The organism is Lysinibacillus sp. NPDC097287, assembly GCF_044761695.1.
GTDB lineage: Bacteria > Bacillota > Bacilli > Bacillales_A > Planococcaceae > Lysinibacillus.
In genome coordinates, this window is the sequence record NZ_JBIWCX010000002.1 from 452,700 (window position 1) to 474,798 (window position 22,099).

General features: G+C 38.4%; 19 protein-coding genes. 13 read left to right on the top strand and 6 right to left on the bottom strand.

Going from position 1 to position 22,099, the window contains the following annotated elements; genetic code table 11:
- Nucleotides 1–64 precede the first annotated feature (64 nt).
- The 3 genes from ACIQ2D_RS05210 (at nt 65) to ACIQ2D_RS05220 (ending at nt 4,654) form a co-directional block, all read left to right on the top strand.
- On the top strand, nt 65–1,333 hold the full coding sequence (locus ACIQ2D_RS05210; RefSeq protein WP_402860431.1) for an alpha/beta hydrolase: 1,269 nt from the start codon (nt 65–67) through the stop codon (nt 1,331–1,333).
- A 342-nt stretch (nt 1,334–1,675) separates the two neighbouring features.
- Nucleotides 1,676–2,692 (top strand): hypothetical protein, encoded by a 1,017-nt coding sequence (locus ACIQ2D_RS05215; protein WP_402860435.1) that lies wholly within the window; start codon nt 1,676–1,678, stop codon nt 2,690–2,692.
- A 291-nt stretch (nt 2,693–2,983) separates the two neighbouring features.
- Nucleotides 2,984–4,654, top strand: coding sequence for a sensor domain-containing diguanylate cyclase (locus tag ACIQ2D_RS05220; protein WP_402860438.1), 1,671 nt, complete (start codon nt 2,984–2,986; stop codon nt 4,652–4,654).
- Nucleotides 4,655–4,745: 91 nt separating this feature from the next.
- On the opposite strand, the gene ACIQ2D_RS05225 is transcribed toward ACIQ2D_RS05220, so the two are convergent.
- The gene (locus tag ACIQ2D_RS05225) at nt 4,746–5,237 is read right to left on the bottom strand and encodes a GNAT family N-acetyltransferase (protein ID WP_402860441.1); all 492 of its coding nucleotides are present in this window, start codon (nt 5,235–5,237) and stop codon (nt 4,746–4,748) included.
- Nucleotides 5,238–5,305: 68 nt separating this feature from the next.
- Between ACIQ2D_RS05225 and ACIQ2D_RS05230 the strand changes: the two genes are divergently transcribed.
- Nucleotides 5,306–5,737: an NUDIX hydrolase gene (locus tag ACIQ2D_RS05230; RefSeq protein WP_402860444.1), complete on the top strand. Its 432-nt coding sequence runs from the start codon at nt 5,306–5,308 to the stop codon at nt 5,735–5,737.
- Nucleotides 5,738–5,740: 3 nt separating this feature from the next.
- The gene (locus ACIQ2D_RS05235) at nt 5,741–6,208 is read left to right on the top strand and encodes a hypothetical protein (protein ID WP_402860447.1); all 468 of its coding nucleotides are present in this window, start codon (nt 5,741–5,743) and stop codon (nt 6,206–6,208) included.
- Between the two features lie 324 nt (nt 6,209–6,532).
- Here ACIQ2D_RS05235 and ACIQ2D_RS05240 read toward each other — a convergent pair whose 3' ends face one another.
- The 3 genes from ACIQ2D_RS05240 to mscL form a co-directional block, all read right to left on the bottom strand.
- On the bottom strand, nt 6,533–7,693 hold the full coding sequence (locus ACIQ2D_RS05240) for an aminotransferase class I/II-fold pyridoxal phosphate-dependent enzyme (protein WP_402860450.1): 1,161 nt from the start codon (nt 7,691–7,693) through the stop codon (nt 6,533–6,535).
- A 5-nt stretch (nt 7,694–7,698) separates the two neighbouring features.
- A complete protein-coding gene (locus ACIQ2D_RS05245; RefSeq protein ID WP_402860453.1) occupies nt 7,699–8,814 on the bottom strand; it encodes a methionine biosynthesis PLP-dependent protein in 1,116 nt (371 codons plus the stop codon).
- A 689-nt stretch (nt 8,815–9,503) separates the two neighbouring features.
- Nucleotides 9,504–9,893 carry a large conductance mechanosensitive channel protein MscL gene (mscL, locus tag ACIQ2D_RS05250; RefSeq protein ID WP_402860456.1) on the bottom strand — a complete coding sequence of 130 codons (390 nt, stop codon included), beginning with the start codon at nt 9,891–9,893 and terminating at the stop codon, nt 9,504–9,506.
- 176 nt (nt 9,894–10,069) lie between these two features.
- On the opposite strand from mscL, the gene ACIQ2D_RS05255 reads away from it, so the two are divergent.
- On the top strand, nt 10,070–10,762 hold the full coding sequence (locus ACIQ2D_RS05255; protein WP_402860459.1) for a lytic transglycosylase domain-containing protein: 693 nt from the start codon (nt 10,070–10,072) through the stop codon (nt 10,760–10,762).
- A 69-nt stretch (nt 10,763–10,831) separates the two neighbouring features.
- Here ACIQ2D_RS05255 and ACIQ2D_RS05260 read toward each other — a convergent pair whose 3' ends face one another.
- Both ACIQ2D_RS05260 and ACIQ2D_RS05265 read right to left on the bottom strand, forming a co-directional pair.
- Nucleotides 10,832–11,089 carry a GlsB/YeaQ/YmgE family stress response membrane protein gene (locus ACIQ2D_RS05260; RefSeq protein ID WP_402860462.1) on the bottom strand — a complete coding sequence of 86 codons (258 nt, stop codon included), beginning with the start codon at nt 11,087–11,089 and terminating at the stop codon, nt 10,832–10,834.
- 125 nt (nt 11,090–11,214) lie between these two features.
- Nucleotides 11,215–11,760: a cysteine hydrolase family protein gene (locus ACIQ2D_RS05265; protein WP_402860465.1), complete on the bottom strand. Its 546-nt coding sequence runs from the start codon at nt 11,758–11,760 to the stop codon at nt 11,215–11,217.
- Between the two features lie 423 nt (nt 11,761–12,183).
- Here ACIQ2D_RS05265 and ACIQ2D_RS05270 point away from each other — a divergent pair, with 423 nt between their 5' ends.
- The 7 genes from ACIQ2D_RS05270 (at nt 12,184) to ACIQ2D_RS05300 (ending at nt 22,041) form a co-directional block, all read left to right on the top strand.
- Nucleotides 12,184–13,359, top strand: a complete 1,176-nt coding sequence (locus tag ACIQ2D_RS05270; RefSeq protein ID WP_402860468.1) for an amino acid deaminase/aldolase — start codon at nt 12,184–12,186, stop codon at nt 13,357–13,359.
- Complete coding sequence (locus ACIQ2D_RS05275; protein WP_402860471.1) at nt 13,347–14,669, top strand: D-arabinono-1,4-lactone oxidase; 1,323 nt, start codon at nt 13,347–13,349, stop codon at nt 14,667–14,669. The genes ACIQ2D_RS05270 and ACIQ2D_RS05275 overlap by 13 nt, the downstream gene beginning before the upstream one ends.
- Before the next feature lie 345 nt (nt 14,670–15,014).
- The gene (ilvD, locus tag ACIQ2D_RS05280; RefSeq protein WP_402860474.1) at nt 15,015–16,685 is read left to right on the top strand and encodes a dihydroxy-acid dehydratase; all 1,671 of its coding nucleotides are present in this window, start codon (nt 15,015–15,017) and stop codon (nt 16,683–16,685) included.
- A gap of 412 nt (nt 16,686–17,097) precedes the next feature.
- The gene (gene ilvB / locus ACIQ2D_RS05285; protein WP_402860477.1) at nt 17,098–18,861 is read left to right on the top strand and encodes a biosynthetic-type acetolactate synthase large subunit; all 1,764 of its coding nucleotides are present in this window, start codon (nt 17,098–17,100) and stop codon (nt 18,859–18,861) included.
- Nucleotides 18,858–19,373 carry an acetolactate synthase small subunit gene (gene ilvN, locus ACIQ2D_RS05290; RefSeq protein WP_402860480.1) on the top strand — a complete coding sequence of 172 codons (516 nt, stop codon included), beginning with the start codon at nt 18,858–18,860 and terminating at the stop codon, nt 19,371–19,373. Before ilvB ends, ilvN begins: the two co-directional genes overlap by 4 nt.
- A gap of 105 nt (nt 19,374–19,478) precedes the next feature.
- On the top strand, nt 19,479–20,513 hold the full coding sequence (ilvC, locus tag ACIQ2D_RS05295; RefSeq protein ID WP_402860483.1) for a ketol-acid reductoisomerase: 1,035 nt from the start codon (nt 19,479–19,481) through the stop codon (nt 20,511–20,513).
- Complete coding sequence (locus ACIQ2D_RS05300) at nt 20,500–22,041, top strand: 2-isopropylmalate synthase (protein WP_402860486.1); 1,542 nt, start codon at nt 20,500–20,502, stop codon at nt 22,039–22,041. The genes ilvC and ACIQ2D_RS05300 overlap by 14 nt, the downstream gene beginning before the upstream one ends.
- Nucleotides 22,042–22,099 lie beyond the last annotated feature (58 nt).

A 22,099-nucleotide genomic window follows, 5' to 3' on the forward strand; every position in this document is an offset into this window, starting at 1 on the left:
TTTGGCCTTCGATTGTAAATTTTATTGCCAATAGTGGTGATTTTTAGGTAAAGGATAGGGACTTATGAAAAGAATATTATTTTTAAGTGTAGTTGTGTTGTTATTAACTGCTTGTACAAAGAAGGAGGAGAAGAACGAAATGAGTGAAATGAATTCAGGGTTTGTAGGGAAATGGACTGGAAATATTGAAATTCCGAATACACCACTGCCGATTATTGTGGAGTTAACAAAAGAAGCTGGCACGCTATCAGTACCTGCACAGGGGGTGAAGGGTCTTCCTTTTCAAAGTCTTTCGTACGATGGCGATCAAGTAGACATTTCTATAGATTTACAAGGCATGGTTATTAAAATTACTGGTGAATTAAAAGGTGAAGAAATTAAGGCGACATTCACACAAAATGGTGGCACTTTCCCAATTACATTGATGAGATATGAAGAACAGCCGGTCACTTATGAAACAATTAGCATACCCGTTGAAAATGGGGAATTAAAAGTAGCATTAGAAACGGCCTCAGAGGGAAAGCCTTCGCCAGTTGCACTGATTATTGCGGGTTCCGGTCCAACAGATAAAGATGGCAACTCAGCTGCAGGTTTGAAAAATGACAGTTACAAAATGTTAGCGGAAGGGTTAGCAAAAGAAGGTATAGCGACAATTCGTTATGATAAGCGTGGAGTAGGCGATAATATAGGGTTATTCACGAAAGAAGAGGACGTATCATTCGAGCTGTTTGCAGAAGACGCGGTTCAAATTATTCAGTATCTCCAATCAAACGATGCATTTACAAGCGTACATGTCATGGGGCATAGTGAAGGTTCTTTAATCGGTATGCTAGCAGCGCAAAAAACAGATGTGGATTCCTTTGTATCTCTTGCAGGTGCGGGTAGAGCAGTAGATGAATTATTACTTGAACAGTTAGCAGGTCAGTTAACACCAGCGCTAGCAGCTGAAGCAAAGAACGCGCTAGCTTCACTAAAAAAAGGTGAGCTTGTCGAGAATGTATCAGCAGAGTTACAAGGACTGTTTAGACCTTCCATACAACCTTATATGATTTCGTGGTTAAAATATAACCCTGCGAGCATTCTTCAAAAACTCGAGAATCGTACATTGATTGTTCAAGGAACGAATGATATACAAGTTACAGTTACTGATGCAGAGATTTTAAAGAAAGCCAAAGAGGATGCGACACTTCTAAACGTAGAAGGGATGAATCATGTTTTAAAGGATGCACCAACAGACCGTGCAGGGAACATAGCAACATATGCAAATCCAAAACTTCCTTTACATCCAGAATTACTGCCAGCTATTAGTGCATTTATTAAGGAAGAGCAATAAATTGTAGGAATCAGTCTTAGCATTTTAGCTCTAGTGGATGTCAATAACGGCAATCGTTTTATAAAGTAAATAGATGATATGAATATTCAGTAACTGAAATCCAGATTCTAGCTATTAGAATTTGGATTTTTTCATAGGAACTTTAGACAAAAGTAGAGTTCAATTTCCTTAATCCTTATGTATTTAGTAACAATTGAGTTATTTGATCTTAGTTTGCATACATGAAATCAAGTGAGAATTGACTAAAGATTATGTGAAATAAATAGACATTTCTATTCAATAAATGGATAAATTTACCGATAAACTATAGTAGTACATATATTCAAGGGGGAATTGAATGCTATGAGAGTCACATCACACACAAACTCAGTAACTCTTTATCAATCAATGAATGTAGCGTCGCAGGCAAAGGAAACGAATAGATCATCCATTACAGAAAATGAAGATGCAGTAACAATTGGGCAGGAGGCACGTGATCTATTTGGTGAGCAATCTCAACTTAGAGAAGTTTCAGATGAGATAGCCCAAAAAATAGCATCTCACTTTGTGAATGGAGGCAAACTTCACTATGTTGAAAGTGAGGAGGAACTTGCTATTCGTGCAGAGAAACAGGCGGAATTTGAGGAATCAATCCACCATAATGTTGGTACACTGATTATTCCCCATATCCAAACAAATAGTAAATTGCAAGATAGTTTAGAGGGGGCAAGTCAACAAGTACGTGATGCAACCTTCACTACAATTTCTAAAAACTTTTTACTTCGAGATGTTGGAGATATGACTGAAGAACAACGCCAGGCTATGATTTCACTTGGCTTAGAAAAAGCACGATATATTGCGGATAATTATCTAGAAGGTCAACAAGCAATAGATTATATGGACGCTATGACGACCATTGCGAAATTTGCTGTTAATGGTGTGAAAAACGAGGATGAGAAATATACTTTTGCCATTGAGAAAGGTCCGCTAAACAGTGCGCCAGATGATAATGTTAATATGGGTGATATCATAAAAGAAGCATATCCAGAGGAATGGGAAGCCAATAGAGCAAAAAGACAGGCTGCGCTTGAAAGTAAAGATTACGACGCTCTTATAGCTGCTTTTAAGGAGTATGATAATTTGGCGAAAAATGTATATAAAAATCAGCCACATTTGGTACAACAGAAAATCAGCAATTATGCTGAATGGAAAAAAATGATTGAAAATACGACAATTCCAAATCATTTTAGCAATCTTGATAAAACATCCCTTTCTAACTTTATAGAAAATATCAAAACAGCTAATACGTCACTTTCCAACGATTTTTTAGCGAATGATTTAAAACAATTCCAAAAATTCCTCACTAGAGATAGCATTTAAGTATAAGCCGGGTACTAGTAGCAAAATAACTAGTGCCCCCTATCATTAGAAGAGAATTATTTATGTATACATAGAATTCTAAAAATTGATTTTAGCGAAGATCGGTAGGTTATGAGATATTGACGGAAGAAATAAATAAATTGAGAGTAGGATTTAGTGGGTTTGTTAACAAAATTGTAATAAAAGGGTAACTTATATCGATCCGAAAGTAGAGTACAATAAAAGATAGTGTTTAATGAGATTATAGCCCAATATGAAAATATATAGGTATGGCTTTTACGGGGGGATTTTTTGAAAATCTTTAAAAATATTAATTTTGAAAATACTATAAAAAGCCAGCTACGTAGATGGCTAATTGTTATTACGGTTATTATAAGCTTATTTATTTTTATTCCTACCTTTTATATTGAATATCGTCAAACGATTAAGCATCAAGATGAAGAAATGACGAATTATTTAGACGCTCAAGCCTATTTTTTTGATAGTTGGGTGACTGAGCGCTCGATGGATATACATATGATTGCTAGTTTGGATATTGTTAAAGACTATAATTATGAAGAGTCGATAGTATACTTTAAAGAATTTAAAAAGAATACGGAGTTTTCGGATTTAATATTTGTCAATAAAGAAGGAATCGTTCAATTTGATACTGTCGATGATCATAGTAAAAATGGTGTTGGTATTGATGTGAATGATAGGGAGTATTTCCAAGTAGCGAAAAAAACAAAAGAGCCACATATAACGGATATTCTTATTAGTAAAGTAACAAATCAACCTATGATTGCCTTCGCGTCGCCTATTCTTGATGAAAAGCAGCAGTTTAACGGTGTCATTTTTGGAACAATGGAGTTAAATATAGTTGATCACTTACTTCATGAGTCAAGAGTTGGTTTTTTAGGGCGTGCTTATGTCGTGAACCAAGATGGAGTTTTGTTAACAGAGGTCACTTCAAAAAAACAAAATGTGGACGAGGAAAAGAAAGATATATTCTCGAAAAATTTTATAATTGATGAGCACGCTTTAGCGCTGGCAAAGGATGAATCAACCCAATCGCCAGCAAGCTATAAAAATGCAAAGGGCGATTGGGTTTTGGCAAAAAGTCAAACAATTAACCAAGGGAAATGGTATATTATTTCAGAGTTAAAAGTATGGGAAGCTTATATGCCTTTGATAAAGAAATTTGTATTGCTAGCAATCTTTATTCTATTAGGGTCATTTTTTACGATAAAAATTATGCTTTATATTACTCGGAAAATAGAAGAACCTGTTCAACAACTCCTAGAAGGGGTTGGAAATGTTGAACAAGGGCATTATGATTATAAAATCGATGAAGAGCAAATTGCACCATATGCGAATGAATTTCAAGAGCTTTGCTCGGCCTTCAATCAAATGAGCGCTAAAGTGAAAGCGGATACCATTTTATTGAAGGAGCTGTCTATTACCTGTCAATTGACGAAGTTGTATAATCGACGCTATCTGATAGAGCATGGGGAGTTAGTATTTGATGAGTGTCTAAAAAACGAGGATTATTGTTCGTGTATAGCGCTGGATATCGACTTTTTCAAAAAGGTTAATGATACTTATGGCCATCTAATTGGTGATGAGGTACTGAAACATGTTGCCAAAATAATGATGGATTCCGTACGCGATACAGATATTGTTACAAGATATGGTGGGGAAGAATTCGTTATACTGGCTCCAAGTACATCATTGGATAGCGCTATGAGAATAGCCGAAAGAATAAGAAGAGCAATTGAAACAAATCCGTATGAATTGGCGGACAAGTTCATTCATGTAACGGTGAGTATTGGTATTGCTGAATCAATTACCTATGACAATATATCAAAGATTGAATCGTTGATTGATAAAGCCGATCAAGCTCTTTATGTCGCTAAAGAAAGTGGTCGAAATCAGCTTAAAACATATGAAGATGCTAAGAAGGACTTATCGCTTTCTAATTAGTTCGAATATTCATAACGTTAAAAACGTGTTACAGTTGCCTTTACGGCATTTGTAACACGTTTTTTACAAATATTTTGCAGATGAAATCACACTATTCCTCTCGTAATTCAAGTACCATCCGTACCGTCTTTAAAACATGATCATCGAATGTATGCTCAAACTCATCCAAGATTTTAAAACCCTTCGCATTGTAAAAATGAATACCCGTCAGATTATCTTTTTCTACACAAACAGTGAGCGTTTCAGCATCTTCTAGCACATGGATACCATGCTGTAAAAGTGCTGTCCCAATACCTTGGTTCTGTAAATCCGGCATTAAATAAATGGCAAAAAGCTCTGCTTGTTCTTCTTTCGTATTAGAAAAATGAGCAAAGCCAACAAGTGTTCCATTAAGTTCAGCTACAAAAAATGGGCTACCTTGGAGGCGTTGCATTAATCGATCTATACTATAAGCATTTTGTAAAAACTTATCTTGAATCGCTCTTGGAATAATCCCTTCATAGGTAGTATGCCAACTAATTTTGGCAATTTCTTGCACGAAAGGGATGTCATCTTGCGTCATGTGACGTATAATTAGTGTCATTAATATTCACCTTCAATTCTGAATTTTTAGTTATCATAGCATAATAGAGTGCAAAAGGGGATGATGTTATGCAAGTTGTGGAAAAAGCATATGGCTATATTACGAGAGAACATGAAGGACGTTTACAAGTACTAGTTTTTGAGCAAAATACTGAAGGCTCGGGTATTCAAATACCTAAAGGTACGATTGAACAAGGAGAAACACCGTTAGAAGCAATTACTCGAGAGATGTTTGAGGAGACGGGTTTGACTGACTTAGTTGTTCATAATTTAATCGCACAAGATTATTTCGAGCATTATACAGGAGTTTTGCATAAACGTTATTTTTATCATTTAACTACACATGAGCTGCGTGATTCATGGGACCATAGTCCAACAGGTTTGAATGAGAGTGGCTTGCTGTTTACGTTTTATTGGATAAATAATTCACAGGAAGTTTTACTTGCAAAAGGGCATGGGGATTATTTATACCGCGTACTATCAAAAGTACAAAGTGGTTAGTTTATGGGCATGTATATCAGACGTCAACTAGTATTCGTTCTAGTAATATGTCTGCTGAGTCTATTATTGGGTGGATGTAAGGAAAAAGAAGAAAAAGAAACGATGGAAGCTTATGTGGAGGAAGTACAAGAAAGAGGACAAACAATCGGCTTTCATAAGGTCAACGCTTATACTACAGAAAAAATGGTGCGTGGCGTGATTAACAGTACGCGGTATGTGATAGTTGATGTGTTTGACCGAAATGGTAATTACTTAGAAACTGAGGTCGCTCACTATTATACAATTGAGGAAAAGACGCCCTTAGTAAGCTCTCGTCAAACTATACTAACCATACCATTTACGTTTTTTTTAGAAGATGCACTACTTACACATTCTCATACTATAACACTTAGTGCTAGCGAGCAGGAAGAACTACAACAATATATATTAACAACTGTTAATGATAAATTTCCTAAAAAAATAATCCAATAAATAAAGAAGCTTTATCTATCATTTTCAGCTTGTTTATCTTGAGTGACAGCTTAAATATTTTGGGATTGGTATTTAAACCTTTAAAATGGCATTTTAGATTTACCGAAAAGGTTATTTCGGGCTTACTGATTACAGTCTTGCCTTATGTATGGCTAAAGGCCTCAGGACAGTATAGTACGAAAAATTATTTTAGTATATTGGTAATCGGCTATTGTATTATAGCTTATCAATTAGTAAAAGATATAAAGAAACGAACAAGGGAAAAGGTGACTCAGAACGAAATCTGAGTCACCTTTTTCCTATTTCATAAAGTAGATGTTGTGCTTATGCCTTCGCAGCAATTTCTAATGCTTGTGCAAAGTCAGCGATTAAATCATCAACATGCTCTAGGCCTACAGAGAATCGTAATAGGCCTTCCGTGATTCCGCGTTTTTCACGTTCTTCAGGCTCCATTGAGGCATGACTCATTTTCGCTGGATATGAAAGAATGGATTCCACACCGCCAAGAGATACTGCAAATACAGGGATTTTCATTGCTTCTACAAGTGCCTTAGCTTTCTCATAGGTTGGTAGACGGAACGATAATACTGCACCTGAACTAGTAGACTGCCCATGATGGACATCGTAGCCAGGATGTGAGGCAAGCCCTGGGTAGTACACCTGCTCAACTAATGGATTTGCGTCTAAAAATTCGGCGATTTTTTGCGCAGACTCACATGAACGACTAAAACGTACATCCGTCGTCTTCATATTTTGGAGTAATGTAAACGAATCTTGTACACCTAGAATATTGCCAAAAGAATTTTGGATGAAGTATAAATCGTTTCCAAGTTGCTCGTCGGCTGCTACCGTAAGTCCTGCGATAATATCTGAATGTCCTGATAAAAACTTCGTCGCACTATGAATGACCACATCAACGCCAAGGTCAAGCGGACGTTGATGTAACGGTGTCATAAACGTATTATCTAAAAATGTAAGGCAATTATATTGCTTTGCGATTGCAACAACGCCTCGAATATCCGTAATACCTAGGGTTGGGTTTGAAGGTGTTTCCAAAAATAATAGCTTTGTTGCTGGTGTAATTGCTGCCTCAACCGCTGCTAAATCTGTAAAATCAACGAATGTATGTGTAATGCCATAACGTGGAAGTACTTTGGTTACGAAACGATAGGTACCACCATAAACATCTTCAGTAATGACAATGTGATCACCTTGTGATAATAGCATTAACGTTGCTGATACTGCAGCAATACCAGAAGCAAACGCATGACCACGAACTCCACCTTCAAGCTCTGCTACTGCCTTTTCTAATGCATCGCGTGTAGGATTACCAGAGCGAGCGTAGTCATATTCACCGAATTCATCAATACTTTCTTGGTGGAATGTTGACGATACATACATAGGTACATTAACGGCACCTTTTTTATTTGCAAAGCCATCGCGCACACCCGCGTGAATTAATGCTGTTTCAATATGTTGTGTCATAACTTTTAGGCCTCTTTTCTAAGCGTATCAAATACTTGCTGCAAATCTGTAATTAAATCTTCAGCTTCTTCAATTCCTACAGAGAAGCGTAATAAGCGGTCACAAACACCACGCTCAACGCGCTCTTCATAAGGCATATCTGCATGTGTTTGCGTAGCAGGGTAGGTGATAAAGCTTTCCACACCGCCAAGACTTTCAGCAAAAGTAATAAGCTTCATATTGCGTAGGAATGCATCTACCCATTCAGCTTTTTGTAAGCGGAACGAAAGCATTCCACCTTGACCTGTATATAATACATCTGTTACAAGTTCTTCTTGTTCTAAGTAAGCTGCAATTGCTTTAGCGTTTGCATCATGCTGTTTTAAGCGAAGGTGCATTGTTTTTAATCCACGAATTAATAGCCAAGAATCCATTGCGCCAAGTACCATGCCACTACCGTTATGGATAAACGCAATTCGTTCTGATAGTTCGGCACCTTTAGAAACAACCAAGCCTGCTAAAACATCATTATGACCGCCTATATATTTTGTTGCTGAGTGTAGGACGATATCAGCACCTAATTCAATTGGGCGTTGGAAATACGGTGTATAGAACGTATTATCGACGATTAGCCAAGCGTTATGCTTATGTGCTAGCTCTGCGTAAATAGCTAAATCAAATTCTTGCATTAATGGATTTGTTGGCGTTTCAATGAAAATGGCACGTGTATTTTCATTGATTAATGATTCTACTTGTTCTACCGACTCAAATTTTGAGTAGACAGGATTAATGTTGTACATTTCTTTAAAGAAATTAAAGAGACGATATGTACCACCATATAAATCATCTGGAACGATTAATTCTTCACCAGGTTTAAAGAGTGATAACACAAGTTGGATAGCTGCCATGCCAGAGCTACAGGCAAAGCCCGCGTCGCCACTCTCTAAATCTGCTATACCAGCCTCTAAAATCGAACGTGTTGGATTTTTTGTACGTGTATAGTCGAAACCAGTAGATTCACCGATTCCATTGTGTTTATAAGCTGTCGATAAATAGATTGGTGGGTTGACAGCTCCTGTTGAAGGATCACTTAAATTACCTAGTTGCACTAACTTTGTTTCAATACTTCGCTTGTTTGTCATAACGTCACTCTTTTCTTCATCAATATATAGAACGGGCCCACGTATCGTTAATGGGCCCGACTTCTTACAGGGTAAGTAAATAACGCAATCATCAAAATATATAGTATTCTCTATAATTGTTATCAATTTACCATGTTAATACAAGAAGAACAAGGTGATTTCAGAAAATTAAAGAGATTATAAATGTTTAAAGATTTAATTGGAATAAAAAAAGCAATTGCATTGTGCAATTGCTTCTGACTGTATGCAAATACGGTGTTGTTTGCATAACGCTGTATAGTTGTAAAAACGGCAAGCACCACCACTTCGCTTTTCGTGGGCGAGCGCCGAGCCTCCTCAAATTGCACAAGTGCAATTTTTGCGGGGTCTCGCCTGTCTCGCTTTCCCACAGAAGTCTACGTGGCGGGTCTTGCCTAGCATAAAAAATGAGAAACCCTATAATCTTATTAGCACTTTATCATAGCCCTAATAGAATATTATTTTTGTTTCAGCTTGTCGCCTCGTCATTTATATGGAGAATAGTTGATTTTTGCGGAGAGTGGCGACTCCAGCGGGATGAGCTTGAGCGGAAAGCCCCGCAGGAACGTAGTGACGAGGAGATTGAAGCCAAGCCCGCGGAAAGCGTCCGCTCGGAGCAAAAATCAAGTACGGTTTATTTATACACCTTAATTGTATAAAATCTTTTTCCTCTAGGCTTGTTCTTTTTTTAATAGGTCTCGAATTTCTTTAAGTAATTCTTCTTTTGCATCTAGTGCTGGCGTAGGTTCTTCTACTAAAGCTTCTTCTTTTTTACGGGAAATTTTTGCCATGAGTCTTAGGGCTAAGAAAATTGCAAAGGCAATGATAAAGAAATCAATGATGGATTGTAAAAATACACCTAATTTAACTTGTGCATCTCCTGAGCCGTACACGAAGCTTGTTGTTAAATCAACGCCACCTGTTAGTACACCGACTAATGGCATAATGATATTTTCTACTAAGGATGTGACAATTTTACCGAATGCGCCGCCAATAACGACAGCAACCGCTAAATCAACAATATTGCCTTTCATCGCAAACGCTTTAAAATCCTTCCACATATAAATTTACCTCCTATATTTATCCAAAGACTATATAAACAAAAACTTATTTTATAGGTTTCCCCATTATTATTCAACTATAATCATAGGAGAAATGGAGTTATTTAAAAAATTTCCGCACACACCCTTAAAATTTGTTAATATTTAAGGTAACTACAAAAATATAGGTGTGACATATGAAGAAAAAGAAACAAAAAAAACCATTCCTTTCACCAGCGACAAAACTAGGCATGATATTTTTACTCATCCCTGTATCCATTACGGCGTATGTGCTCGCTTTTTTTGCGTGGAAAGAGCTTCAAACATTATCGATCTTCGAAAAATTAGAACAACGTAAAGCACTAGCTGAAATCCAGCAAAATTTTGACATTGAAATTCCAGAAGAATATATTTCGGTATACGTAGCCGCCGAAGAAAAATACGGTGTACCGTGGACGCTACTTGCTGCTCATCATAGAATTGAAACTAGATTTTCGACGATGAAATCTCTCGTATCACCAGCAGGAGCGGAAGGGCATATGCAGTTTATGCCTTGTACATTTGTTGGATGGGACCATCCAACATGTTCAGGTCTTGGAAAAGGGGATATTTCATCATCTGAATTGAAAAATCCAGCAACGATTAAAAAGTATGGTGGTTATGGCATTGATGCTAATGGAGATGGCAAAGCAGACCCATATGATATCGAAGATGCCGTTTACAGTGCAGCGAATTATTTATCTAAATACGGTGCAGCAAGTGGCGATTTAAAACGAGCTGTGTTCAACTATAATCATAGTGATAAGTATGTTGAGGATGTATTATACTTTTATAATTTATATAATGGTTTTAATACTGAAATCAAAGAAGCGGTGTTACCCAATACATAAATAAGTAAGATACAATCAATGCTTTAAGTAAAAAAGAGCTACCCAAAATGGATAGCTCTTTTTGCATGTTTATGTTGCTTTGTTCATACTTTTTAAAACAAGGCTTACGATGAAGATTAAGACGATCGCACCAATTAACGCTGGGAATACGTAGAAATCACTGACTTGCCAGCCCCAGTTACCAAGTACCATACTGCCAATCCAAGAACCGATAATCCCTGCGATAATATTCCCGATAACGCCACCAGGAACGTCCTTCCCTATAATAACACCAGCGAGCCAACCTAGAACGCCTCCGATAATTAAAAACCAAATGAAGCTAAACATATCACTCATCTCCTTTAAATATTAGACATAATGGCGATTACTTAATTGTGCCCTAATAAGAAGATGTTAAACGTAAAATTGCTGTTTTTAATTTTGTATAATAATTATCGGGCTTTTGGTCATAATTACTTTATAACCTTAGCTCCTAATGTATGCTCAAAGTGTCTTAGCGCCCAGTCATGTCCAGCAGCATCAAAACTTGCTACGCAATTCTCATAAATCACAGTTTGAATACCCTGATTATATGCATCCACTGCAGTATGCAAAATACATATATCTGTACAAACACCAACTAAATGAATTTCTTCGATGTTTCGTTCCTTTAAAAGAAAAGCCAAATTCGTTCCTGCAAATGCACTATAGCGTGTTTTATCGAGCCAAAAAACTTTTTCTTTATGTACAGCATAGGTTTCGCCTACTTTGCCATATAAGTTTCGTCCAGCAGTACCACGAATATTATGTGGCGGGAATAGTTTTGTTTCAGGGTGATAGTTGTCATTTTCCTCATGTAAATCATTCGCAAATACGACCATTTCTTTTTCGTCAATAAATTGCTCAATTAGTGCAGCAATATGATTGTCTAATGCTTGACCAGGTTCTCCACATGTTAATTTTCCGTCAGTTGCTACAAAATCATACGTATAATCGATTACAAGTAAAGCTTTTTTCATTTATTCCACACTCCTTTAGGTATTTATACACTTTTATCATGCCATAACAGGGGTGTCTTGTCAGAAAAATGAACTTATTGTAATATTCAGATTATTTTGCAAATTAACATTGTCACTGGTATAATGTGTAAAAGGTGAGGTGGTAATTATGGATATGGCTGTTATGAAACGCTTAGATCGTCAAGGTTTGGTCATTGCTGCACTACATATGGTAGTTATGCTGAACTTAGCTGTTGAATTTTTATTCGTATCGTAATCTCGTGAAAAATAACTAGAAAGGTGAGTAAAATGCTAATCTTATATTAAAGCAATCGTAAAGACATTTTCAAAGTCACTTACGGTTGCTTTTTTTATGTTCAAATAAAGGGTTTTTAGCAAATATGTCTAATGCATATAACATATGTAAAAAAGGTGGTTATTAAAATGACAACAAGGTTTGATCGCGTATTTACGAAGATAGAGCGTCCTTTTGCATGGTTGGACCTCGATGCACTCGATGAAAATATTTTGACGGTGCAACAAGCTTGTAAGCAAAAGAAGATACGCATTGCAACAAAATCTGTACGTTCAGTGGAGGTCTTGCGTTATTTGCGGCAGCATCTTGAAAATACGCAAGGGTGGATGACATTTACGGCAGCTGAAACTATTTTTTTATTGGAACAAGATTTTGATGATGTATTACTTGGATATCCGGTTATGGAAGAAGCATCTGTTCGGTATTTATTGAAGTTCGTTAAAGAAGGAAAAACTGTAACGTTTATGGTGGATAGACCCGAGCATGTTGCATTTTTAGCAAAGCTTGGCGGAGAAATGGACGTTACAGTACCAATTTGTATTGATGTGAATATGTCAACGGACTTTAAAATGTTGTACTTCGGTACGAAACGTTCTTCGCTTCAATCACTGGAGCAACTTACGCCGTTTTTAGAATATGTGAAAAATGAACCTTATATCAAGGTTGTTGGGGCAATGGGATACGAGGCACAAATTGCAGGAGTGGGTAACAAGCCCATCAGTGCAGTAAAGGGAAAAATAATTGCAGCGATGCAAGCACAAGCGAAAAAGAAAGTTACGCAGTTTCGTAGATTTGCCATTGCACATATAAAAGCATACTTTCCAGATTTACGTTTTGTAAACGGAGGTGGTTCGGGCAGTATGACGTATACAGCACAGCAAAAAGAAGTGACAGAAATCACAGTTGGTTCTGCATTTTATGCACCAGCGCTTTTTGATCAATTTACCCATTTGCAGTTAGCAAAGGCTGCTGGTTTTGCGCTATGTGTGACCAGAAAGCCTGATAAGAACATTGTCGTTTGTCATGGCGGTGGTTATACGGCTTCAGGAGCAATAGGAGCTGATAGATTACCAGTATTTTATGAACCATTTCATTTTGCATTTCTTGATTTAGAAGGAGCTGGAGAAGTGCAAACACCGATACTACTGAAAGAAAGAGCGGTAGACATCGGTGACACGATATACTTCCGTCATGCGAAGGCGGGTGAACTTTGTGAAAGATTTCAAGTATTACACGGGGTAAGAGGGGATAAGTACGTAGGACCATACACAACATATAGGGGGAATGGACAATGTTTTCTGTAGACAAGTGGAGAGATGGCGGTAAGTGGACGAATTGGGCAGGCAATATGATTTCATATCCAGGAGAAATGTGCTTGCCACGTTCTATAGAAGAAGTTGCTTCAATTGTGAAGGGTGCACGCGAAAAGAAGAAAACAATCCGTGTGACGGGTGCAGCGCATTCATTTAGTGCGGTAGCTATGCCAGAGCATATTGCGTTATCTTTACATGAATTACGCGGCCTCATTCATCTCGACAAAGAGAAGCAAGAGGCAACATTATGGGCAGGGACGTATTTATATGAAATTGGACCATTGCTTGCGAATCATGGCTTTGCACTCATTAATATGGGAGATATTCAGGAGCAAACAATTGCTGGAGCGGTTTCTACAGGGACGCATGGCACAGGGGTAACACTGGGTTCTTTATCTTCTACTGTGATGCGTTGGGGTTTTGTGGATGGTACAGGAGAATACAGGGAGCATACACGGGGAGAGGATGCGTTCTCTGAGGCGTTGCATGTATCCCTTGGAATGTTAGGGGTACTTGTGAAAGTGACGCTTAAAGTAATGCCACTTTACAGTTTACATTATGTAGGAACCCGAGAGCCATTATCAAATGGACTTACAACATTTGCGGCAGATATTCGGTGCAATCGGCATATTGAATGGTTTTATTTCCCTGGATGTGAAACGATTCAAGTAAAGAGGATGAATGCTGTAGCACCTGTTTTTCAAAGTGAATGGAGTAAGCGGGTTGAAACACTGAAGTTACAAATAGTCGAAAATGGCGCGTTCTTTGCGGTTTCAGAACTTTGTAAATGGAGGCCTTCATTAAGCGGTACTATAAGTAAGTTATCTGCAGCTAGTGTCGTGGAAGGTGAAAAGACAGGCATAAGCTATGAAATTTATCCGTCCCCTCGTAGTGTAAAGTTCCAAGAAAGCGAATATGCAATTCCATTAACACAATTTGAGGCATGTATGGAGGAAATACACGACACCTTTACTAGTGGTGCATTCAATGTTCATTTCCCTTTAGAATGCCGTACAACAGCGGGGGAAGCAGGATTTTTAAGTCCAACACAAGGGGAGGAATCAGCGTTTATTGCTTTTCATATGTATAAAGGAATGTCGGAGGAGCCCTATTTCAAATGGGTACATACGATGATGAAGAAGTATAATGGACGTCCGCATTGGGGGAAACAAAATCATTTATCAGCAGGATATGTGCGAGAACTATATCCAAATGTAGAGGAGTTTTTAGCTTTACGAGCTCAATATGACCCAGATGATGTGTTCATGACAAACTATTTGAAGAAATTATTTGTGCATTAAACACTACAGAAATGGATAATCCACTATTTGAATGTTGTTTATTTTTAAAAAATTTAAATTTCATTGAAATGTCAAAATATTTATCAATTCGAGATAAAAGCTATGCTTATTCAGCATGAAAACGATTTCAAAGTATGTTGATTTTTTGAATTGTTTAAACAATTCAAAAAATAGTGTTGACGAGACCCTGTTTTTCGTACTATGATAACAACAATTTAATACATTCGTTTCAACAGACAGTCGCATGAAAGTGCACTTGATTATTAACAAAATTTAAAAAGACAGAACATTTTGTATATAGAAACGGATACAGCAATCGATAGCAATAATGAGGGGCGTTTGAAAATGAGAAGTGACATGATTAAAGTAGGCGTAGATCGTGCGCCACATCGAAGTCTTTTATATGCAACTGGCAAAGTAAAAGCAAAAGATTTAGGCAAACCATTTATTGGGGTTTGTAACTCTTATATCGACATTATTCCAGGTCACGTTCATTTACGTACATTTGCAGATGTTGTCAAAGAAGCAATCATCGAAGCGGGTGGAATCCCATTCGAATTCAATACAATTGGAGTAGATGATGGAATCGCAATGGGGCATATTGGTATGCGTTATTCATTACCAAGCCGTGAAATTATCGCTGATTCCGCAGAAACAGTTATCAATGCACACTGGTTTGACGGTGTGTTCTACATTCCAAACTGTGACAAAATTACACCAGGGATGTTAATGGCAGCAGTTCGTACTAACGTACCATCAATTTTCGTATCAGGTGGTCCAATGGAGGCAGGTACTTCTGCATCAGGTAAACAACTTTCTTTAACTTCTGTTTTCGAAGGTGTTGGTGCTCATAAATCAGGCAATATGTCTGCAGAAGAGTTACTAGATATTGAAAACAACGCATGTCCAACATGTGGTTCATGTTCAGGGATGTTTACAGCGAACTCGATGAACTGCTTAATGGAAATGTTAGGAGTAGCTCTTCCAGGTAACGGTACAATCGTAGCAACATCTGATGAGCGTCATAAGCTCATTAAGGAAGCGGCAAAACAATTAGTCCGTATGATAGAAGAAGACGTTAAACCTCGCGATATTATTACAAAAGAAGCAATCGACGATGCATTTGCACTGGATATGGCGATGGGTGGATCTACAAATACTGTATTACATACATTAGCTATCGCAAATGAAGCGGAAATTGATTACAACATTGAAGAGATTAATAAAGTAGCAGAGCGTGTTCCATACTTAGCAAAAATCATGCCAGCTTCTGATGTTTCAATGGATGATATCAATAAAGCTGGTGGCGTAAGTGCAATCATTAATGAATTAGCACATATTCCTGGCGCAATTCATCCTAACCGTCCAACTGTTGCAGGTGTGACAATGGGTGACCTTGTAAAGGATTACCATATTACAAATAATCAAATTATTCGTACAAAAGAAAACCCTTATAGCCAAGTCGGTGGTTTATCGGTATTATTCGGAAATATCGCACCAGACGGCTCTGTTATCAAAGTTGGTGCAGTAGATCCTTCAATTAAGGTATTTAAAGGCGAAGCAATCGTCTTTGAATCACAAGAAGCAGCACAAGAAAATATTGATAACGGAGTAGTTAAAGAGGGTCACGTAGTCGTCATTCGTTATGAAGGACCTAAAGGTGGCCCAGGGATGCCTGAAATGCTTGCTCCAACTTCTGCTATTCAAGGTAGAGGGTTAGGTACAAAAGTTGCGTTAATAACAGACGGGCGTTTCTCAGGTGCATCTCGTGGTATTTCTATTGGACATATTTCACCAGAAGCTGCGGAAGGCGGTCCAATCGCTTTAGTCGAAAATGGTGACATTATTACGATTGATCTACCAAATCGTACAATTAACTTAGAAGTTTCAGAGGAAGTTTTAGAAGAACGTCGAGCGAAATTGCCAGTCTTTGAGCCGAAAATCAAACGTGGCTGGTTAGCAAGATATTCGAAATTAGTGACAAGCGCCTCTACTGGCGGCGTGATGAAAATCTAAAAGAAAATAAAATACTTTAAAACGTTGATGAGGTTAAAGGTTCTAGAGCCTTGTATCTACCAGAGAGCCGGTCGTGCTGGAAGCCGGCGATACAACTAGATCCGACATCCCCTCGGAGTGAGCTATTAAACGCGTGATCGCCATTAGATAGCTTCGGGCATAATCGAAGTGCTCGTTATTAATGAATAAATGATTTATGATACCGAATTGGATGCACTATTGCATTGGTTCATAAATGCTTTCATTTATTCGCGAGGTAGCAAATATTTGCTATAAACAAGGGTGGTACCATGAAAAGTCTTTTTCATCCCTACGTAAGGTTGTTCTTTGCGTGCGGAGAAAAAGGCTTTTTATTATTTTCACGACTTTGAAATAGTATTTATTTTTAACTAAATGAGGGAGGCGTATTTTAATGAGTGCGAATATTTCGTTAAATGAAAAAGAAGAATTAGTTGAAGCACAAGCTGAACAAACCTATAAACCTGAAGATGGTGCCGACGTTTTAGTACAGGCGCTACATGATCAAGGTGTAGATATTATTTTTGGTTATCCGGGTGGTGCTGTACTTCAAATTTATGATGCGATGTACAAAAATCCAATCCGCCATATTTTAACAAGACATGAACAAGGTGCGATTCACGCTGCAGAAGGGTATGCACGTGTGTCTAATAAGACGGGTGTCGTAATTGCAACAAGTGGTCCTGGGGCGACGAACTTAGTAACAGGTATTGCAGATGCAATGATTGACTCCATCCCACTTGTTATTTTCACAGGTCAAGTGGCGACTTCAGTAATCGGTACTGATGCTTTCCAAGAAGCAGATATCATGGGAATTACAACACCAATTACCAAGCACAACTATCAAGTGCAAGATGTAAATGATATCCCGCGTATCGTAAAAGAAGCGTTCCATATCGCGAATACTGGTCGTAAAGGTCCGGTTGTTGTTGACTTCCCGAAAAACGTTTCTCAAATGCTGTTTGATGTAGAGAACCCACCTCAAGCACCAGATGAGATTTACTTACCTGGCTATCAACCAACATACAAACCGAACTATTTACAAATTCAAAAAGCAATCCAAGCGATTTCATTAGCGCAAAATCCAGTAATACTTGCTGGTGCAGGCGTACTATTTGCGGATGCTCGTGAGGAATTAACAACTTTTGCTGAAAAATATCGTATTCCAGTGATAAACACGTTACTAGGTCTTGGTTCAATCCATGGTGAACATGAATTATTCCTTGGTATGGCGGGGATGCACGGCACAGCAACTGCCAATAGGGCTATTACAAAAGCCGATTTACTACTAAATATCGGTGCCCGCTTTGATGACCGTTTAACTATGAATTTAGCAACATTTGCACCAAACGCAACAATTATCCACATCGATATAGACCCTGCGGAAATCGGAAAAAATGTACCGACAGATATTCCGATCGTAGCGGATGCGAAAGAAGCACTGAAATCTTTACTAAAGAAAGATTTTAAAGGTCCGCAAACAGAAGAGTGGCTTTCTTATTTACAAGATCACATGAACGAATATCCATTATGGTATTCCAAAGAAGCTGGCGACACAGAAGTTCTACCGCAAGAGGCATTGGAGCTTGTGCATAGAATCACTGAAGGTGAAGCCATTGTTACAACAGACGTTGGTCAACATCAAATGTGGGCTGCACAGTATTACCGCCTGAATAATGATCACGGATGGGTAACGTCTGGTGGACTTGGTACGATGGGCTTTGGCTTCCCAGCCGCTATAGGCGCCCAATTTGCGAAGCCAGACAAAAAAGTTGTTTCAATTGTAGGGGATGCAGGATTCCAAATGACTGCACAAGAACTTTCCCTATTAAAAGAATTTAACTTACCAGTAAAAATCGTGATTATAAATAATAGCTGTCTTGGAATGGTGCGCCAGTGGCAACAAACATTCTATGAAGAGCGTTATTCATCTTCACTAATGCCAATCCAGCCTGATTTTGTGAAATTAGCGGATGCATACGGCATTAAAGGTTACCGCATTAACACAATCGATGAAGCGGAGAGTATTTTCCGTGAGGCACTTCTCTCAGATGAGCCAGCGTTAATCGATTGCCGCGTAAAACAGCTTGAATGTGTATACCCAATGGTTGCACCAGGCAAGGGCTTACATGAAATGATTGGGGTGAAAAAGAATTGAAACGAGTAATAACAGTAACAGTGATTAATCAAAGCGGTGTGTTAAACCGTGTAACAGGTTTACTTATGAAGCGTCAATTCAATATTGAATCCATCACAGTTGGTCATACAGAGCAGCCAAACTTCTCAAAAATGACATTTGTCGTTCATGTTGAAGATGAAAGCAAAATTGAACAATTCGTGAAGCAATTATCGAAGCAAATTGACGTCTTAAAAGTCAATGATATTACCGATAAATCAATCGTGCTTCGTGAGTTAGCGCTTGTGAAGGTTATTTCACCACCAAATGTTCGGCTTGAAATGAATTCAATCGTCGAACCATTCCGTCCACAAATTATCGATACAGCAAAAAATGTTGTGACATATCAAGTGGTTGGTCATCCTGAAAAAATTGATGCCTTTATCGAATTAATTCGTCCGTATGGCATTAAAGAACTTACACGTACGGGCGCTACAGCATCTGTTCGTGAAGCACAAAAAATCGTTAATCCGCAGCTCTCTATTTTAAAATAGTTTGCATATAAAACGAAAGGTTTCAGACGCGCGTTCTATATGAAAGTGCAAGCGTCTAAAGCTGGACAAAAAAATAAACCCACACATACTAGGAGGAATTTAACAATGGCTACAATGTATTATGAACAAAACATCAACGAGGACGTACTAAAAGGAAAGAAAATCGCAATTATCGGTTACGGATCACAAGGTCACGCACATGCACTTAACCTTAAAGAATCAGGTTTTGACGTAGTAGTAGGTGTTCGTCCAGGCGGATCTTTCGATGCAGCTAAAGCTGACGGTCTTGACGTGAAAACAGTTGCAGAAGCAGCCAAAGAAGCGGACGTAATTCAAATCTTACTTCCAGATGAGCGTCAAAAATCAGTATACGAAGCAGAAATCGCACCATATTTAGAAGCTGGTAAAGTACTTATGTTTGCTCATGGATTCAACATTCACTTCGGTCAAATCACACCACCAGCTGATGTTGACGTATTCCTTGTGGCTCCTAAAGGCCCAGGACATTTAGTTCGTCGTCAATTCCAACAAGGTGCTGGCGTTCCAGGACTATTCGCAATTCACCAAGATGCATCTGGTCAAGCAAAAGACATCGCACTTGCTTACGGTAAAGGTATCGGCGCTGCACGTGGCGGCTTACTTGAAACTACATTCAAAGAAGAAACTGAAACTGACCTATTCGGTGAGCAAGCAGTACTTTGCGGTGGTGCAACTCAATTAGTAAAAGCTGGTTTCGAAACATTAGTAGAAGCTGGTTACCAACCAGAACTTGCTTACTTTGAGACATTACACGAACTAAAATTAATCGTTGACTTAATGTTTGAAGGCGGTATGGCTACAATGCGTTACTCAGTATCAGATACAGCTGAGTGGGGGGATTATGTTGCAGGTCCACGCATCATCGACGAATCAGTTAAAGGTCGTATGAAAGACGTATTAACAGACATTCAAGACGGGACATTCGCTCGTCGTTGGATCGCTGAAAATGAAAACGGTCGTCCAGACTACACGAAATATAAAGAAGCTGGTGCAAACCACCAAATCGAAGAAGTTGGCGCTAAACTACGTGCTATGATGCCATTCATCAACGAAGGTAAAGAAACAGTTGTGAGAGAAGTGACTGCTAGTGCGAAAAATTGATATTTTTGATACAACATTACGCGACGGCGAGCAATCAGCTGGCATTAATTTAAATACAGCTGAAAAAATTGAAATCGCCAAGCAACTTGAACGCCTAGGTGTCTCAATTATAGAAGCAGGTTTCCCTGCTTCTTCACCTGGTGATTTTGAAGCAGTTAACCGTATTGCTGGTACTGTCAAAAATTCAATCGTTACAGGTCTTGCGCGCTGTGTGCAAAAGGACATTGATACAACGTGGAAAGCTATTAAAGTAGCGGAACAACCACATATCCATATTTTCTTAGCAACATCTCCAATTCATATGGAGTATAAGCTGAAAAAATCACCCGATCAAGTTGTTGAGCAAGCGGTTGAAGCGGTAAAATACGCGAAAAAACTTTTCCCACTTGTGCAATGGTCGGCGGAAGATGCTTTCCGTTCTGATCGTGAATTTTTAGTACGTATTATGAATGAAGTTGTAGCTGCTGGTGCAACAACAATCAACGTGCCTGATACAGTTGGTTATGCATCGCCGCAGGAATACGGAGCATTATTCAAGTTCTTACTTGAAAATGTCAAGGGTGCTGAAAACGTTAAATTCTCTGCACACTGTCATGATGATTTAGGAATGGCAACTGCTAACACAATTGCTGCAATCGAAAATGGTGCCACGCAAGTAGAAGGTACTATTAACGGAATCGGTGAGCGTGCAGGTAACGTTGCGCTTGAAGAAATCGCTGTAGCACTACATATCCGTAAAGATATTTATCCTGTAGAAACAGGCATTAACCTACAAGAAATTAAACGCACGTCTCAATTAGTAAGTAAATTAACGAATGTTGTGATTCAACCGAATAAAGCAATCGTTGGGAAAAATGCATTTGCCCATGAATCAGGTATTCATCAAGATGGCATGCTGAAAAATCCTGAGACATATGAAATTATTTCACCAGCACTGATCGGTGAAGGAGAAATACCTCTTGTTCTGGGTAAACATTCTGGACGCGCTGCATTCCGTGATCGTGCGGAAACAATGGGCTTCAATCTATCAGATGAAAAGCTCAACAAAGCATTTGATGAATTTAAAAAGCTTGCAGACCGCAAAAAAGAGATTACTGAAGAAGATTTAATGACGCTTCTTACGGAGCAACAAGTGCAAATTGAAGATGTACCGTTATTTGAGCTGAAAAGCGTACAAGTGCAATACAGTACAGAAAATATTCCTACAGCTATTGCAACAGTTAATACGCCAGAAGGTCTTGTCAAAAATGTTGTGGCGACAGGATCGGGCTCTGTGGAAGCTATTTTCAATACACTTGAACAGCTAGTACCAGGAGATATCCATGTCATTGACTACCGTGTTAAATCAGTGGGCAAAGGCCGCGATGCACTGGGTGAAGCTGTTATCAATATTCGCTATGACGGTGTTTCTACAACAGGTCGTAACTCGTCACAAGACGTATTAGAAGCATCTGCGAAAGCGTACTTAAATGCCATTAATCGTCATTTAATACAAGCGAGCCTTCGTGTGCAACAACTAACGGTTTAAGATGATTACTTGCTCTCACCTGTCAAATATACGGGTGAGAGATTTTAATAAAAGTACA